General features: G+C 74.9%; 14 protein-coding genes and 2 pseudogenes. 11 read left to right on the top strand and 5 right to left on the bottom strand.

From position 1 onward, the window contains the following. Window positions 1-105: pseudogene (locus AB0P06_RS35565) on the bottom strand (methyltransferase); the annotation flags it as partial. Between the two features lie 106 nt (window positions 106-211). Here AB0P06_RS35565 and AB0P06_RS35560 point away from each other — a divergent pair. From AB0P06_RS35560 to AB0P06_RS35550, 3 genes are all read left to right on the top strand, one after another. Beyond that, a complete protein-coding gene (locus AB0P06_RS35560) occupies window positions 212-1054 on the top strand; it encodes a hypothetical protein (RefSeq protein ID WP_363614910.1) in 843 nt (280 codons plus the stop codon). A gap of 164 nt (window positions 1055-1218) precedes the next feature. Then, window positions 1219-2154, top strand: a complete 936-nt coding sequence (locus AB0P06_RS35555; protein WP_363614908.1) for a (2Fe-2S)-binding protein — start codon at window positions 1219-1221, stop codon at window positions 2152-2154. Window positions 2155-2379: 225 nt separating this feature from the next. After that, window positions 2380-3432, top strand: coding sequence for a DUF2637 domain-containing protein (locus AB0P06_RS35550; RefSeq protein ID WP_363614906.1), 1053 nt, complete (start codon window positions 2380-2382; stop codon window positions 3430-3432). Window positions 3433-3472: 40 nt separating this feature from the next. Here the strand turns inward: AB0P06_RS35550 and AB0P06_RS35545 are convergent, their stop codons facing one another. Then, on the bottom strand, window positions 3473-5512 hold the full coding sequence (locus tag AB0P06_RS35545) for a SpoIIE family protein phosphatase (protein WP_363614904.1): 2040 nt from the start codon (window positions 5510-5512) through the stop codon (window positions 3473-3475). Between AB0P06_RS35545 and AB0P06_RS35540 the strand changes: the two genes are divergently transcribed. Then, window positions 5502-5837 carry a hypothetical protein gene (locus AB0P06_RS35540; protein ID WP_363614902.1) on the top strand — a complete coding sequence of 112 codons (336 nt, stop codon included), beginning with the start codon at window positions 5502-5504 and terminating at the stop codon, window positions 5835-5837. The genes AB0P06_RS35545 and AB0P06_RS35540 overlap by 11 nt on opposite strands. Before the next feature lie 218 nt (window positions 5838-6055). Here AB0P06_RS35540 and AB0P06_RS35535 read toward each other — a convergent pair whose 3' ends face one another. Further along, entirely contained in the window at window positions 6056-6595 is a 540-nt protein-coding gene (locus AB0P06_RS35535; protein ID WP_363614900.1) for an ATP-binding protein, read from the bottom strand. A 403-nt stretch (window positions 6596-6998) separates the two neighbouring features. Between AB0P06_RS35535 and ureA the strand changes: the two genes are divergently transcribed. From ureA to AB0P06_RS35515, 4 genes are all read left to right on the top strand, one after another. After that, the gene (gene ureA / locus AB0P06_RS35530; protein ID WP_363614899.1) at window positions 6999-7709 is read left to right on the top strand and encodes an urease subunit gamma; all 711 of its coding nucleotides are present in this window, start codon (window positions 6999-7001) and stop codon (window positions 7707-7709) included. Between the two features lie 70 nt (window positions 7710-7779). Next, window positions 7780-9501, top strand: coding sequence for an urease subunit alpha (locus tag AB0P06_RS35525; protein ID WP_363614897.1), 1722 nt, complete (start codon window positions 7780-7782; stop codon window positions 9499-9501). A gap of 28 nt (window positions 9502-9529) precedes the next feature. Further along, entirely contained in the window at window positions 9530-10573 is a 1044-nt protein-coding gene (locus AB0P06_RS35520) for an agmatine deiminase family protein (protein ID WP_363614895.1), read from the top strand. 115 nt (window positions 10574-10688) lie between these two features. Next, window positions 10689-11354 (top strand): TetR/AcrR family transcriptional regulator, encoded by a 666-nt coding sequence (locus AB0P06_RS35515; protein WP_363614893.1) that lies wholly within the window; start codon window positions 10689-10691, stop codon window positions 11352-11354. A 13-nt stretch (window positions 11355-11367) separates the two neighbouring features. Here the strand turns inward: AB0P06_RS35515 and AB0P06_RS35510 are convergent, their stop codons facing one another. After that, window positions 11368-13026: a hypothetical protein gene (locus AB0P06_RS35510; RefSeq protein ID WP_363614891.1), complete on the bottom strand. Its 1659-nt coding sequence runs from the start codon at window positions 13024-13026 to the stop codon at window positions 11368-11370. A gap of 364 nt (window positions 13027-13390) precedes the next feature. On the opposite strand from AB0P06_RS35510, the gene AB0P06_RS35505 reads away from it, so the two are divergent. The 3 genes from AB0P06_RS35505 to AB0P06_RS35495 all read left to right on the top strand — a co-directional run bounded on the left by AB0P06_RS35505 (window position 13391) and on the right by AB0P06_RS35495 (window position 15384). Continuing rightward, a complete protein-coding gene (locus AB0P06_RS35505; protein WP_363614889.1) occupies window positions 13391-13903 on the top strand; it encodes a hypothetical protein in 513 nt (170 codons plus the stop codon). 120 nt (window positions 13904-14023) lie between these two features. Beyond that, on the top strand, window positions 14024-14689 hold the full coding sequence (locus AB0P06_RS35500) for a DUF3105 domain-containing protein (RefSeq protein WP_363614887.1): 666 nt from the start codon (window positions 14024-14026) through the stop codon (window positions 14687-14689). After that, window positions 14686-15384 (top strand): DUF305 domain-containing protein, encoded by a 699-nt coding sequence (locus AB0P06_RS35495; protein WP_363614885.1) that lies wholly within the window; start codon window positions 14686-14688, stop codon window positions 15382-15384. The genes AB0P06_RS35500 and AB0P06_RS35495 overlap by 4 nt, the downstream gene beginning before the upstream one ends. A gap of 30 nt (window positions 15385-15414) precedes the next feature. On the opposite strand, the pseudogene AB0P06_RS35490 reads toward AB0P06_RS35495, so the two are convergent. Continuing rightward, window positions 15415-15504: pseudogene (locus AB0P06_RS35490) on the bottom strand (KR domain-containing protein); the annotation flags it as partial.

The following is a 15504-nucleotide window of genomic DNA, read 5'->3' as shown; positions in this document are numbered from 1 at the left end:
GGTGACGATGATGCGGTCGAACGGCGCGCGGTCCGGGTCGCCGAGAACGCCGTCGCGGCACAGGACGATGACGCGGTGGTATCCGGCGGCGGCCAACAACCTGCGCTCGTGATCTGGTGCACAAGCTCACCCCCGTGTTGAATTGCCGCCACAACGCGGGCCTCGGGGGGAGGCCTGTGTCCTGCTGGATGGCGCGCACAAGGAGGTGGCGTTGTCGGAGCACGGATCGGGCCCGAGCGGCCAGGACGGACGGGGGCCGACAGCGCCCCAGGAGCCGGGGGACACCGTGTGGCGGCTGCGGTCCCGGGCGTGCTGGCAGGAGGCCGCGGAGCTGTTACGCCCGGCCGCCGAGCGCGACCCCGGGGCAGCGCTCGGCCGGGCCGAACTCCTCATCGAACAATGCCTGTTCACCGCGGCCCACTGGCCCCAGGCGGAGCAGGCACTGCGGCTGGCCGAGGCCGTGGTGGCCACCACCGAACAGCGCGCGGCGGCCTCCTGCGCCCGCGGCTTCCTGGCGTACGTGGCCAGCGTGCTCGGCCCGCGGGACCGGCTGGACGAGGCGCAGGCGGCGCTCGGCCGCACCTCCGCGCTGCTGCCGCCGGACGCCCCCGGGCGGCCGCTGCTGGACTTCCGCCGGGGGCTGGTCGCCGAGAACCTGCTGCGCGACCCGACGGCGGCCTGGATCGCCTACCGCCGGGCGCACGAGGGCGCGGGCGAGCGGGGGGACGAGCTGCTGCGCTCCTACACCTGGCGGCACCTGGCCGCGCTGGCGCTGGCCACCGGGGACCACGACCGGGCCCGGGAGGGGTTCGACGCCTCACTGCGGCTGCGCGAACAGCTCGGCTTCACGGTGGGTGTCGCGCCCGCGCTGGCCGCGCTGGCCGAGGTCGTCGAGCCGGACGAGGCCGTCCGGCTGCGGGCCGAGGCGGCCCGGCTGGTCCAGGCGCTCGGGGGCGTACCGGTGTGGCTCGCGCGCCAGCTGAGCGCGGTGCGCCCACCGGTCACGCCCCCGGACGGACGCGTCGGGCGGGAGGCCCGGGGAACCATCAGCTAAGGTGAGCCTAACCTGGCCGGGGTGAGCAGTGCCCCGGCCGGCTCGCCTCGCCGTTCCCGGGCTCCGCCAGGCCCCGCCCGGCCGGGCCCGGCCGGAGTCCGCACCGTCCGGGGCGGGCCGGGCGGTCCCGGGCGGTCTCCGGTCGACCCGATAGGGCCCGCCCCATGACCGCGAGCAGCACCCGGCCCGGCCCCGCGCCGCACGCCCCCCGCACCACCCCCGCGCACGCCGTCACCCTCATCCCGGGCGCCCCCGCCCCCTGCGCCGCGAGCTACGGCCGGCTCACCGGACTGCTCCCCGCCCTGCGGGTGTACTGCGCCCCGCCGCGCAGCGGCGACGGCTGGGTCTCCGGCGCCGATCTGCTCGCCCGCCCGGAGGCGCTGCGCGAGCTGATCGCCCATGACGCCCGGCAGGGCCTGGCCCGGTACGGCCGCCCGCTGCGCCCGGACGTGGCGGCCGGCTTCGGTCTGCACCGCTTCGTCTGGCCGGTTTCGGTGCTCGCCACCCTGCCGTGGTTCCTGGAGCGCCGGGTGCCGCTGCTCACCCCCGGGGACGTCTCGGTGCGCCGTGGCACCGGCGAGCTGACGGTCCGCCCGGAGGCCTTCCTCTGCCTGCCCGACGACCCCGCCGCCGGCCTGCGCGGCGCCCGGACGGTACCCGACGGGCCCGCGCTGGCCGCCGGGCTCCGGGCGGCCCTGGCCGACCTCCTGACGCCGGTGCTCGCCGCCTTCCGCCCGCAGGTACGGCGCGGCCCGCGCACGCTCTGGGCGATGGCGACGGACGCGGTGGTGGAGGGCCTCTGGTACGTCGGCCGGCTGCTCGGCGAGGAGGAGCGGGCCCGCGCCGAACTCTCCGCGCTGCTCACGCCGGAGCTCCCGGCGTGCGCACCGGGCGCGGGACGCTCGGGTACCGGCGCCCCCGCGCCCTTCACGCCCGGCGCGGGCTTCACCTCCGGAGCGCGCCCCGGCCCTGACGCCCCGAATGCCCAGGACACCCAGGACGCCCGGACCGCCGACCGGACCCGGGCGAGCTGCTGCCTCGTCTACACCGTCCGGCCCGAGGCCATGTGCGGCGGCTGCCCCCGGGTGGCACGGGGTTGACGCAAGGATGACCGAATACGCATCGGGGCAGAGTGCGCCAAGCCCGGAATTCCGGGAAATAACCACCCCAAATTAATGCGACAATGATATTGAATTTGCCCCAGAAATCCCCCTCACCAGCGCATTGAGGGCGAGTCAGCCATTCTCCGGCCGCTTATCCGTCATGATGGTCCCCACCGTCACGGCGGCGGAAAGCGACGCAGGAAAGCGAGGCTGGTCCAGGCGATGAAAATGTCCGACATACCGCTCGGTTGGGCCATCACCGCCGTCGCGGTGCTGCTGGTCACCGCCCTCCTGGTGGCCCTGGCCCGGAACCGGGGCGGCCCCACCACCTCCAGCGGCCCGGATTCCTGGGAGCGGTCCGAGGAACGGCGCCGGCGCAAGGAATCGCTCTACGGCGCCGCCTCGTACACCCTGCTGTTCTGCTGCGCCGCCGTCGCCGCCGCGCTCTCCTTCCACGGACTGGTCGGCTTCGGGATCCAGAACCTCAACCTCTCCGGGGGCTGGGAGTACCTGGTGCCGTTCGGCCTGGACGGCGCGGCGATGTTCTGCTCGGTGCTCGCCGTCCGCGAGGCCAGCCACGGTGACGCCGCGCTCGGCTCGCGCCTGCTGGTCTGGCTGTTCGCCGGCGCCTCCGCCTGGTTCAACTGGGTGCACGCCCCGCGCGGCTTCGGCCACGCCGGCGCCCCGCAGTTCTTCGCGGGGATGTCGCTCTCGGCGGCCGTCCTGTTCGACCGCGCGCTCAAGCAGACCCGCCGGGCCGCCCTGCGCGAGCAGGGTCTCGTCCCGCGCCCGCTGCCGCAGATCCGCATCGTCCGCTGGCTGCGCGCCCCGCGCGAGACCTACGCTGCCTGGTCGCTGATGCTGCTGGAGGGCGTCCGGAGCCTGGACGAGGCGGTCGACGAGGTCCGCGAGGACAAACGGGAGAAGAGCGCCGAGCGCGAGCGCCGCAAGCTGGCCGGCCGCCGCGAGCGGGCCGAGATCAGGGCCATCAACCGCACCAACAGCGTCTGGCGCCAGCGCGGCGGACCGGCCCGGCAGCTGGAGTCCGGCTCGGAGTCCGCCATAGCCGCCGGCCCCTCGACCGACCGGACCGCCGTCGAGCCACCGGGGCCGGCCGCGGCGCCCGCCGCCGAGGGCACCGTGGTCAAGCCGGGCCTGCCGGCCCGACCTGACCGGCGCACCATCGACCTCACCGTGGAGGAGGACACCGTGGCACTGCCCCGGCTGGACTCGCTGGAGCGCAAGCTGAAGGACCTGGAGCAGCAGTTCGGCTGAGGTCGGCCCGGGGCCTGTCCGACAGGCCCCGGCCCCGGCCTCAGGCCGCGGGCGTCGCGGTGAGCTCGAACCACATCCGCTTGCCGGTGCCCCGCGGCTCCACGCCCCAGCCGTCCGCCAGCGCCTCGACCAGCATCAACCCGCGGCCGGAGGACGCCTGCTCCCCCGGTGTCCGGCGGGTCGGCCAGAGGTCCGACTCGTCCTCCACCTCGACCCGGAGCCGGGCCCGGCCGCCGTCGGCCGTCGGCTCGCGGTAGAGCCGGGCGGTGAACATGGCATCCCGGTCGGTGTGCCGGATGGCGTTGGTGACCAGCTCGGACGCCAGCAGCTCGGCCGTGTCGACCAGCTCGGCCACACCCCAGCGGCGCAGCGCGTCGCACAGTTCGGCCCGCACCTCGGAGATCCGGGCGAGGTCGGCCTGCCCGATCCGGCGGCGGAGCTGCTGGGCGGCCAGTCCGCCCGCCGGGCCGTCCCAGCGCAGGAGCAGCAGCGCTATGTCGTCCTCGCGCTCGCTGGAGTCGGCGGCCTGGGAGGCGATCCGGTCCGCGAGGTCCTCCAGCGGGTCACGGGCGCTCTCCTCCCCGGCCGCGACCGGGCCGGCGAGCGCCCGGGTGAGCCGGGCGATGCCGTCGTCGAGATCCATGCCGCGCGCCTCGACCAGGCCGTCGGTGCAGAGCAGCACCGTCTCGCCCGGGTCCAGGCTGAACCGGGTGACGCGGTACTCCTCGTCCGAGGCGATGCCCAGCGGCAGACCGCCCGCGACCGGCTGGACGGCGGCGGTGCCGTCGGCCCGGCGGACCACCGGGTCGAGGTGGCCGGCCCGGACGGCGTAGACCACGCCGTAGTCGACGTTCACCTCGGCGTAGGTGCAGGTGGCGAAGTGGTCGGTGTCCAGGTCGGCGAGGAAGCGCGAGGCGCGGGCCATCACGGCGGCCGGCGGGTGGCCCTCCGCGGCGTACGCCCGCAGGGCGATCCGCAGCTGGCCCATGATCCCGGCGGCGTGCACGTCGTGCCCCTGGACGTCGCCGATCACCAGGCCGACGTGCCCGCCGGGCAGCGGGACCACGTCGTACCAGTCACCGCCGATCTGGAGCCCCGAACCGGCGGCCAGATAGCGGACGGCGGTGGTGACGCCGGGCACCGACGGCACGCTGCGCGGCAGCATCACCCGTTGCAGGCCGGCCGCCAGCTCGTGCTCGGCGTCGTGCAGCCGGGCCCGGGCCAGCGACTGGGCGACCAGGCCGCCCAGGGTGGAGAGCAGGGTGCGCTCGTCGGCGTCCAGCTGGCGGTCGTCGTCGAAGCTGACCAGGCAGACGCCGATCGCCCGGCCGCTGGCCACCAGCGGCAGGAACGCCCAGGAGCCGCGGCCGCTCCGGCTGGTCGACTCCCACACCTCCGGGTAGCGCTCGCGGTACTCCTCGCGGCCGGTGACGAAGACCGGCGCGCGGTTGCGCAGCGCCTCGGCCGCCGGGTGGGCGACGGGCAGCACCGAGCGGTCGTAACCGGAGATCTCCCCCGGCCGGTAGCCGGAGGCGCCGAGCACCCGGACCCGGCCCGCCTCGAAGGCGGCCAGCACCAGACCGTCCGGCGGCAGGCCGGGCAGCGGCAGCTCGGTGAAGACCCGGGCGACGTCGCGGACGGTGACGGCCTCGGAGAGCGCGCGGGCGGCCTCCTTGATGAACCGTGAGCGCTCCTCGCGCAGCAGGGCCAGCCGGTCGGCGCGGTCGCGCTTGTGCAGCTCGACGGTGGCGTCCCAGACGAAGCCGACCATCCGTGAGGCGCGGCCGAAGGCGTCCGCGAGCACCCGGCCGCGGAAGCGCACCGCCTTCATCGCCCCGCTCGGCCCGACCGTGCGGTAGTAGGCGCCGCACTGGCCCAGCTCGGCCACCGCGCGCTCGACCCGGCGGCGCACCACGGGGGCGTCCTCGGGGTGCAGCAGGGCCAGGAAGGAGGCGGAGGTGCGGTCGAAGCGGCTCTTGTCCGCGGCGTCCAGGCCGATGATGGCGCAGGCCCGCTGGTCGCCCTCCAGGACGTCGCGGCGGATGTCCCAGTCGAAGGAGCCGATGCCGTTGGCGGCCATCGCGGGCTCCAGCCAGTCCGGCGTGGAGTCCCCGGAGGAGATCGGCAGGCCGCCGGAGAGCATCGGCGCCAGCCGCCCGGCCGCCAGCCCCGGTGCCGTCCGCAGCGCGTGCCTGCGCGCCGCCTGGGCGGGTGGTCTCGCCCGCCCCGACCCGGCCGTGGACGAGCCGGGAGGAAGCGCCGGCCCCGGTGACTCGGGCTCAGTGGGCATGCTGCTCCTGCCGCTGCCGTGGTGGACCGCGCCGACCGTCCGGGCGGGCCGCATGGCGGTGTGGTGGGTGGTGCTGGATCGGACGGTGCCGACGGACGGTGGTCAGTCGAGGTGATGGCTCCCCGCTGCTTCCCGCACGCGGGCACACATTCCCACCATCCTGTCCAATGTTCGGCCGAGCGGCAATGGCAACGGGCCGGAAATCTTCCGCCCGGCCTTCCGTCACGGGCGCCGTTCGGCGGCGAACGACCTGATCTTCCAAGGCCGGCCCCGGCCCACCGGTCCGGGCCGGGCACGGCCGCCGGGGCGCCCGCCCGTCCGGGCCCGCCTCGGTCAGGGCGAGGCCAGCTCGAACCAGGTGACCTTGCCGTCCCCGCGCAGCTGCACCCCCCAGGAGTCGGCCAGCGCCTCGACCAGCAGCAGCCCGCGCCCCGAGGTGGCGTACTCGCCCTCCGGGTCGCGGCGGCGGGGCAGCCGGGTGGTGCCGTCCTGGACCTCGATCCGCAGCCGCAGGTCGGCGCCGAGCGCCGCGTCGAACGCCGCGCCCTGGCCGGTGTGCAGGAGCGCGTTGGTGACCAGCTCGGAGGAGAGCAGCTCGGCCGTGTCGGCCAGCTCGGGCACCCCCCAGATCCGCAGCGCGGACCTCAGCCGGCTGCGCACCGCCCCGACCGCGACCAGGTCGGCCGCCTCCAGCGTCAGATGCAGCCGGCGGTGCAGCGCGCAGCCGGGTGCCGGAGCACTCGGCAGTGCCGGGCCCGCCCGCCCGGTGGTGCCCGGCAGGCCGGACGCCCCGGGCCCGCCCCCCTGGGGCCTCGGCCGAAATGCGTCCCCCGAACTCGTCCGCTGCCGCGGGAATCGCGACTGACCGTCCATCAACACATGCCCCCGCCCTCAATCCGGGCTCCCGCTGCCGGATCCCCTGCCGACCGGGTGGCCCCCTCGTTCTGACCACTCATCCTCATGCCCAGCCTGCGGCGCTTTCAACAGTGTGCGTCCGATCACCTGGGGTGAAAGGGGCACGGGGTGGCCGGCGTGATCCAACTGCCCGGGCCGGACAGGTTTGCGATGCGTACAAGCCATTTTCGAAGCCGGGCCGCGGCCCGCCGCGCCCGCGTACGCCGCCCCCGGCCCGCCGCGGACCCGATGGCGGTGCCCGGCGAGCCGAACGTCCGGGGACGGGCAACGCTGGACAGGGCGGCCGGGTCCGGGTTCAATGACCCGAGATGTTTGAACGCCGTTCTAACGTCATTCCCCCGGCGACCGCGAGCGAGGAACCGTGCGACTGACCCCCACCGAGCGGGACCGGCTGCTGATCTTCACAGCAGCCGAGCTGGCCCGCGCCCGCCGCGCCCGGGGCGTACGCCTCAACATCCCGGAGGCGCACGCCCTGATCGCGGACACCGTCTGCGAGGCCGCCCGGGACGGCCGGCGCCTCGCCGAGGCGATCGAGGCCGGGCGCTCCGTGCTCGGCGCCGAGGACGTGCTGCCCGGTGTGGCGGACGTGGTCACCGTGGTCCAGGTCGAGGCGGTCTTCGAGGACGGCACCCGGCTGGCCGTGGTCAACGACCCGTTCAAGGGCGCGGGATCGCTCGACCACGAGGCCCCCGGCGGCACGCTGCTCGGTGACGGCGCGGGCTACGACCCGGTCGAGGAGACGGTGCTGCTGCCCGTCCACAACACCTCCGCGGTGCCGATCTCGGTCACCTCGCACTTCCACTTCTTCGAGTCCAACCCGCGCCTGGCCTTCGACCGCGCCGCCGCCTACGGCACCCATCTGGCGGTACCGGCCGGCTCCTCGGTCCGCTTCGACCCGGGTGCCACCGTGGAGGTCGGCCTCGTCCCGATCGCCGGCGAGCGGGTCGCGATCGGCTTCGCCGGCCTGGTCGACGGCCCGCTGGACGCGCCCGGCGCGAAGGAGGCCGCCCTGGCGAAGGCGCGCGCCACCGGCTACCTGACCGGCTTCGACGACGCCGAGGTGCAGTCGTGAGCGGACGGAGCCGACAGATGGACACGGCCGCCGCGGGGACGCGGGCCGACGAGCGAAGCGAGGCCGGAGCATGAGTGCCATCACCCCCCACGACTACATCTCGGTGCACGGCCCGCGGGCCGGGGACCGGGTCCGGCTCGGGGACTCCGGACTGATCGTCCGGGTGGAGTCGGACTCGCAGGCGCCGGGTGAGGAGTTCCTGGCCGGCTTCGGCAAGACCGCCCGCGACGGCCTGCACCTCAAGGCCGCCGCCGTCCGCGACACCTGCGACGTCGTGATCAGCAACGTCCTGGTCATCGACGCCGTCCAGGGCATCCGCAAGACCTCCATCGGCCTGATCGACGGCCGGATCGCCTCCATCGGCCGGGCCGGCAACCCCGACACCCTGGACGGCGTCGACGTCGTCGTCGGCACCGGGACCACGATCGTCTCCGGCGAGGGCCTGATCGCCACCGCCGGCGCCGTCGACACCCATGTCCACCTGCTCTCGCCGCGGATCATGGAGGCCTCGCTGGCCTCCGGCGTGACCACGATCATCGGCCAGGAGTTCGGCCCGGTCTGGGGCGTCGGCGTCAACTCGCCCTGGGCGCTGCGGCACGCGTTCAACGCCTTCGACGCCTGGCCGGTCAACATCGGCTTCCTGGGCCGGGGCTCGTCCTCCGACGCGGCGCCGCTGGTCGAGGCGCTGGCCGAGGGCGGCGCCTCCGGCTTCAAGGTCCACGAGGACATGGGCGCCCACACCCGCGCGCTGGACACCGCGCTGCGGGTCGCCGAGGAGTACGACGTCCAGGTCGCCCTGCACACCGACGGCCTCAACGAGTGCCTCTCCGTCGAGGACACACTGAAGGTGCTGGAGGGCCGGACCATCCACGCCTTCCACATCGAGGGCTGCGGCGGCGGACACGTCCCCAACGTGCTGAAGATGGCCGGTGTGGAGAACGTCATCGGCTCCTCCACCAACCCCACCCTGCCGTTCGGCCGTGACGCCCTCGGCGAGCACTTCGGCATGATCGTCTCCGCCCACGACCTCAAGGTCGACCTCCCCGGTGACGCCGCGATGGCCCGCGACCGGATCCGCGCCGGCACGATGGGCGCCGAGGACGTCCTCCACGACCTCGGCGTCATCGGCATCACCTCCTCCGACGCCCAGGGCATGGGCCGCGCCGGCGAGACCGTCCGCCGCACCTTCGCCATGGCCGGCAAGATGAAGGCCGAGCTCGGCCCGCTCGACGGCACCGGCTCCTACGGCACCACCGACGGCGGCGACGACAACGAGCGCGTGCTCCGCTACATCGCGAAGCTCACCATCAACCCGGCGATCGCCCACGGCCTGGCCCACGAGGTCGGCTCCATCGAGATCGGCAAGCTCGCCGACATCGTGCTCTGGCGCCCCGACCACTTCGGTGCCAAGCCGCAGCTCGTCCTGAAGGCCGGCTTCCCCGCCTACGGCGTGGTCGGCGACCCCAACGCCTCCACCGACCGCTGCGAACCCCTCGTCCTCGGCCCCCAGTTCGGCGCCCACGGCGCGACCGCCGCCGACCTCTCCGTCGCCTTCGTCGCCCAGGCCGCCGCCGACGGCGCGTACCTGGACCGCCCGGCCGACGGCATGCCCACCCGACGGCGCCGGGTCGGCGTCCGGAACACCCGTGGCATCGGCCCGCGCGACATGGTGCGCAACGCCCGGATCGGCGACGTCCAGGTCACCGAGACCGGGCTGGTCTCCCTCGACGGCTCCCCGCTGCGCTCCGAGCCCGCCGACAGCGTCTCGCTCAGCCGCCTGTACTTCCTCTGAACGCCCTCACCCGCCTTAGGACTTGACGATGACCCCGACCCCCGCCTCGCTCGGCTACCGGATGCCCGCCGAGTGGCACCCGCACGACCGCACCTGGATGGCGTTCCCGACCGCCAACCCGACCTTCGACAGCCCGGAGCACCTGCACGCCGGCCGCGAGGCCTGGGCCCGGGTGGCCAACACCATCGTCCGGTACGAGCCGGTGACCCTGGTCGTCAACACCGGTGAGACCGAGGAGGCGCGCAAGTACGTCGCCCCCGAGGTCGAGATCGTCGAGCGCCCGCTGGACGACGCCTGGATGCGCGACATCGGCCCGTCCTTCCTGATCGACGACAAGGGCTCGGTCGCCGCCACCGACTGGATCTTCAACGGCTGGGGCGCGCAGTCCTGGGCCCGCTGGGACAACGACCAGCACATCGCCGAGCACATCGGCGAACTGACGGGTGTTCAGCGGTTCGCCTCCCGGCTGATCAACGAGGGCGGCGGCATCCACGTCGACGGCGAGGGCACCGTGCTCGTCACCGAGACCGTCCAGCTCGGCGAGGGCCGCAACGCCGACTGGACCAAGGAGGAGGTCGAGGCCGAGCTGCACGCCTTCCTCGGCACCACCAAGGCGATCTGGCTGCCGCGCGGACTCACCCGCGACTACGACGAGTTCGGCACCCGGGGCCACATCGACATCGTCGCCTCCTTCGTCCGCCCCGGCGTCGTGGTCGCGCACGTCCAGCCGGACCCGTCCCACCCCGACCACGAGGTCTGCCAGGAGCTGGTGGCGGTCCTGCGCGCCGCCACCGACGCCCAGGGCCGGCCGCTGGAGGTCGTCGAACTGCCCGCCCCCACCGTCCTGCTGGACGAGGAGGGCGAGCCGGTCGACTACTCCTACATCAACCACTACGTGGCCAACGGCGCCGTGATCCTCTGCGGCTTCGACGACCCCCGTGACCAGGAGGCCGCCGCCGTCCTGGGCCGGGCCTATCCCGGCCGCACGGTCGAACTGGTCGACGCCCGCGAGATCTTCGCCAACGGCGGCGGCATCCACTGCATCACGCAGCAGCAGCCGAAGGCCGTCTGACCCGACTGCCCCGACTGGGCCCTGTCCGGCCGATCCTGCCGGACAGGGCCCGCACGGCATGCCCCCACAACACAGGCACGACGCAGGCACGGCACGGCACAGAGGAGACGAGCAGATGACGGAGCCCCGCCCGCGCCGGCCGGCGCGCCCCCGCGAGGAGGTCTTCGCCACCGCGCGGGCGGCGATCGCCGAGCACGGGCTCGCCAGACTCACCATGGCGGGCCTGGGCAGACAGCTCCAGATGAGCGCCGGACACCTCCTCTACTACTTCGGCAGCAAGGACCAGCTGCTGCTGGAGACCCTGCGCTGGAGCGAGGAGCAGCTCGGCACCCGCCGCCACGCCGCCCTGACCGTCGGCGTCCCGACCGACGGCGCCCTGACCGACGGCGCCCTGACCGACGGCATCCGGCCCGGCGCCGGACCGGACGTCTGGGCGCGGCTCGGCGAGTACGTCCGGCTCTACCTGCCCGAGGGGCCGGGCGACCCGCGCTGGATCCTCTGGGTGGAGGTGTGGGGCCGCTCCCCCGCCAGCGAGGAACTCCGGCAGGGGCAGCTGGAGATCGAGGCCCCGTGGCAGGCGGACCTGGTCGTCCTGATCGAGAACGGCACCGCCGCAGGCCACTTCGGGCCCGGCCCGGCCGTTGAGCGCGCCTTCCAGATCCGCGCCCTGCTGGACGGTCTCGCCGTCCCGCTCGCCCTCGGGCTGCCCGGCGCGCGCCGCACCAAGGCGCTGCACCTGGCGGATTCGGCCTGCCGGGCCCTGCTGGGGGCGGCCAACTGACCGCTCGCGCCGCTCACTCCGTCCAGATCGCGGCCGCCGTGCGGTCGTCGGCGTACCCCTTGGCGCGGACCTGCACCTGGCGGAGGAAGTCCACGGTGCCCGGCGGGTGGGGGTGGGTCCAGTGGGCGGCGAGGAAGTGGGCGACGGCCGGTTCGTCGGCGATCGGACGCGCCAGGCCCGGGCTGCAGAGCAGCAGGATGTCACCCGGGGTGGCCGGGACCATCCGGAAGCGGAACGGGCGCGGCTCCGGCACCGGGGCGTCGGGCAGCGGCGGCTGGCCGTCCGGGTGGTGCAGCAGACGGGCCGCGTAGGCGTCGATCCAGTGGCCCGAGCGCAGCAGGAACAGCCCGCCGGGACCGACCCCGAACGCCGCCCGGTAGGTGGCCGCCGGGTCGAGCGAGAGCAGCAGACAGTGCAGCGAGGCGGGGGACGGCGCGTCGTCGCCCTCCGCCCGGGGCGCGAGCGCGCGCAGCGGGGCGGCGGCGCTGGTGGCCAGCCGCTGGAGTCCGTACCGGAGCCGGTCGCGGGCGCCGTCCCGGAGGTCGGCGGCGAGCCCGGACCGGCTGCGGCCGATCGCGGCGGCGAGCTGGCGGCAGGCCTCGGCGGTAGCCGTGGCGACGGCCTCCGGGGCGGCGTCGGTGGCGGTGCCGGTCCCGGGCTCGGCGCCCGGGGCGGTCGCGGACTCGGTGGCGGAGCGGTCGAAGCTGCCGACGGCCGCGAGCAGCAGTCCGTCGGGGCCGTCGCCGAACCTGGTGACCAGCAGGGTGTCGCGGCGCGGCTCGCCCCGGTGGCGGGCGGAGTCGCCCCGGACGGAGACGGCGCGCAGCGTGGCGGAGGCGTACTGGGCGCCCTCCAGCGCGGTGTCCGGCACGACGGCGGCCAGCGTGCCGGGGGCCGTCTCCGGGACGGCGGTCGGCTCCGGCCCGTACGTGGGCGGGCGCTCACCGACGTGCGGCACGACGGGCCCGGCGCCGGGGCGCGGCGAGCGGGGGGTGGGGCGGGGCGCGGAGAGCGCGGGAGCGGGGGCAGCCGCCTCGGGGGCGGGTGGCCGGACGGCCGGGGCGGGTTCGGGTTCGGGCTTCGTCAGGACCGGGGCGGGCTCCGACGCGGGCTCGGGCTCCGGCTTCTGGGCAACCGGCACCGGCTCCGGCTTCTGGAGAACAGGCTCGGGCTCGGGTACGGCCTCGGGCTCCGCCGCCGGTACCGGAGCGTCCGCCGGCTCCTCGGCCCGCGCGTCGGCCGCCCAGGACGGGGCCGGGAACCTGTGGGTCTCCTCCGCTGCGGGCTGCTGGCCGATCACCCCGGCCGCGGTGTCGAACCAGTCGTCGATGCTGTCCCGCGCCGGCCCCTCGTCCCCCGTCGGCGCCACCTCCGACAGCGGCGCCGCTTCGGCCGGCTCCTCGGCCGGCTCCTCGGCCGCCGGGGGCTCGGCCGGCTCCGGCGCTGCCGGCACCTCCGCCACCGGGGCGTCCGCCGCCGGAACCGCCGGCTCGCCCGTCCGCTGCCGGCCGATCAACCCGGCCGCCGTCTCGAACCAGTCGTCGACACTGCCCTCCCCCGACACGGCGTCCGGGGTGTCGGGAAGGGTGCCCGCCGGGCCTTGGTAGACCGCATCCCACCAGCCGTCCTCCGACCGCTGCTGCTGCTTCGCGGGTGCACCCTGATTGCTCATCTGGCGGCTCCTGGTCGGTCCGTGGTCGCGCCGCCCCCGGCGGGGCCGGACTCGACGTCATTCTCCCCAAGTGCAACGACGCTGTCCGGGTTTCGGCGACAACCGGACACGGACACGCACTGATCGGATGATCCCGGCCACCGGGTCGGTCCCCGGGTTCGCCCCCGGTTCCGCCGCCGTTCCATTCGTGCTTACCGGAACCGTCCCGAGCAGGGCGTTTCCGGGACGTTCCGGTCCGTCGGCCGCCGAAAATGGCCCCGGAGCGGGGGCATCGGTTCACTCGTTCGGCTGATTAAATGTGCGCATGACCGCGTCGGCCCCCAGATCACCCCGACCGGGGAGGGCCGCACTCACGGGCCACCCGGTGGGTGCGCTGTGGATCCTGCTGCTGGTCGGGCTGCTCACCTCACTGCCGTGCGCGGGGCAGGCCCAGGCGGTCACGGGCCACCGCCACGCCTCTTCGCAGGTGGCCGCCGCGGCCACGACCGCCCTGACCACCACCCTCGTCGGTCCGGCCGCCGGGGCGACGGGGGCGCCCGGCGTACGCCAGGCCCGCGCGGGCGGGCCCGACCGGCAGTCCGCCGCCCCGCACACCGGCCCCGCACACCGGACCGCCGACCGTCCGGACGCCGGGGGCCACCGCCACTGGACCTGGTGCTCGGCCGACGGCGAGCTGCCGCAGCGCAACAACGGCTGCTCCAGCCACCCGTACTGCGCCCAGGAAGCCCAGCTGCCCAACCCGCCGCCGCAGCCGCAGCCCGCGGTGGCGCCCCGGACGGAGGCGGCCGAGACGCTGCCCCGGCTGCCCCGCGCCGGGCTTCTGGTCGGCCCGCACCCGGCGCCCGACCTGCACGAACTCCAGGTACACCGGTCCTGAGCGGAGCCCACCGCCTGGTCCCCCGCGGCTTTCGCCGACGGCGGTGACCGGCGGGTCCGCCCTTCCGCTCTCTCTTCAGACCGCCGTGCCCACAGCGCGCGGCGGGGACAAGGACAACCCATGGGTTCCGCCTCCAAGCAGTCCAACAAGCCGACCGGCAAGCAGGCCGGCCTCGACCGCCGCGCCCGGATCGCCGAGCTGCGCGCCGTCGAGGAGCGCCGCGACCGCAGGAACAAGATCGTCGCGTCGGTGGTCGCCGGTGTCCTGGTGGTCGGCGCGATCGCCACCGGCACCTGGGTCGTGGTGGACGCCAACCAGGACAAGAAGGCCAAGCAGGCCGCCGCCGCCGCGCCGATCGACGGCGTGCAGACCTTCGGCGACCTCAGCCGCAACCACGTCAAGGACAAGGTCACCTACCCGCAGACCCCGCCGGTCGGCGGCGACCACAACGCGATCTGGCTGGACTGCATGGGCCACGTCTACGACCAGCCGGTCGAGAACGAGCGCGCCGTCCACTCGCTGGAGCACGGCGCGGTCTGGGTGACGTACAACGGCAAGGCCACGCCGGAGGACCTCAAGACGCTCTCCGACAAGGTGAAGACCACCCCGTACTCGCTGATGAGCCCGTACCCGGACGAGAAGGGCACCATCACCCTCAGCGCCTGGAGCACCCAGCTGATCGTGGAGAGCGCCAGCGACCCCCGGGTGAACGAGTTCTTCACCAAGTACGTCCAGGGCCAGCAGACCCAGGAGCCCGGCGCCTCCTGCACCATGGGGGCGATGTGACCGCCGAGGCGTCCGAGGCCCCGGCCGAGGACGACGGGGCCCCGGCGGCGAGCCGCCGGAGGCTCTGGTGGCCGGCCGCGCTGGCCGCCGCCCTGGCGCTGGCACTCGGCGTGCCCGCCCTGGTGGCGAGCGGGACGTCGGCCTCCGGCTCGTCCTCCCTGACCGCGCCGGCGACCGACTCGCCCGAGGCCGGGTTCGCCCGCGACATGGCGACCCACCACCAGCAGGCCGTGGACCTGTCGTTCATCGTCCGGGACCGGACGGCCGACGAGCCCGTCCGCACCCTGGCCTTCGACATCATCAACACCCAGGCCAACCAGCGCGGGATGATGATGGGCTGGCTCGACCAGTGGGGGCTCTCCCAGCACTCACCGGCCAAGCCGATGGTGTGGATGGCGATGGACCACGGCTACCAGGCGCACGACGGCTCGCTGATGCCGGGCATGGCCACCAACACCCAGCTGGCGAAGCTGCGCACGCTCAGCGGGCGCGACGCCGAGGTGTTCTACCTGCGGCTGATGCTGGAACACCACAAGGGCGGGGTCGAGATGGCCCAGGGCTATGTGGACCTGGCGAAGAACGACACCGAGAAGCGGCTCGCCCAGTCCATGGTGGTCGGGCAGACCTCGGAGATCCAGCTGATCACCGACATGCTCAAGGAGCGCGACGCCGCCCCCGGCGTCCCGGCCTCCTGAACGGCTCGCCCCACCCGGCCGATTCCCGTAGACACCGGCGACCGAGGAGAACAGCACGAAGAAGTCCAGGTCGAGGTGGCGGGTGGCGGCGTCGAGGTTGAGCGTGCCACGGACCTTCGG

It is taken from the genome of Kitasatospora sp. NPDC088351, from assembly GCF_040685575.1.
Taxonomy (GTDB): domain Bacteria; phylum Actinomycetota; class Actinomycetes; order Streptomycetales; family Streptomycetaceae; genus Kitasatospora.
The sequence above is the reverse complement of the archived record's forward strand: the minus strand, read 5'-3'. Positions and strand labels throughout refer to the sequence as shown.

Excerpts from the sequence above, each read along its gene's own strand:
- AB0P06_RS35515 (WP_363614893.1), top strand. The coding sequence starts at position 10,689 with ATGACGGAGCCCCGCCCGCGCCGGCCGGCGCGCCCCCGCGAGGAGGTC.
- AB0P06_RS35535 (WP_363614900.1), bottom strand. The coding sequence starts at position 6,595 with ATGGACGGTCAGTCGCGATTCCCGCGGCAGCGGACGAGTTCGGGGGAC.
- AB0P06_RS35520 (WP_363614895.1), top strand. The coding sequence starts at position 9,530 with ATGACCCCGACCCCCGCCTCGCTCGGCTACCGGATGCCCGCCGAGTGG.
- AB0P06_RS35510 (WP_363614891.1), bottom strand. The coding sequence starts at position 13,026 with ATGAGCAATCAGGGTGCACCCGCGAAGCAGCAGCAGCGGTCGGAGGAC.
- AB0P06_RS35500 (WP_363614887.1), top strand. The coding sequence starts at position 14,024 with ATGGGTTCCGCCTCCAAGCAGTCCAACAAGCCGACCGGCAAGCAGGCC.
- AB0P06_RS35525 (WP_363614897.1), top strand. The coding sequence starts at position 7,780 with ATGAGTGCCATCACCCCCCACGACTACATCTCGGTGCACGGCCCGCGG.
- AB0P06_RS35550 (WP_363614906.1), top strand. The coding sequence starts at position 2,380 with ATGAAAATGTCCGACATACCGCTCGGTTGGGCCATCACCGCCGTCGCG.
- AB0P06_RS35555 (WP_363614908.1), top strand. The coding sequence starts at position 1,219 with ATGACCGCGAGCAGCACCCGGCCCGGCCCCGCGCCGCACGCCCCCCGC.
- AB0P06_RS35545 (WP_363614904.1), bottom strand. The coding sequence starts at position 5,512 with ATGGCCGCCAACGGCATCGGCTCCTTCGACTGGGACATCCGCCGCGAC.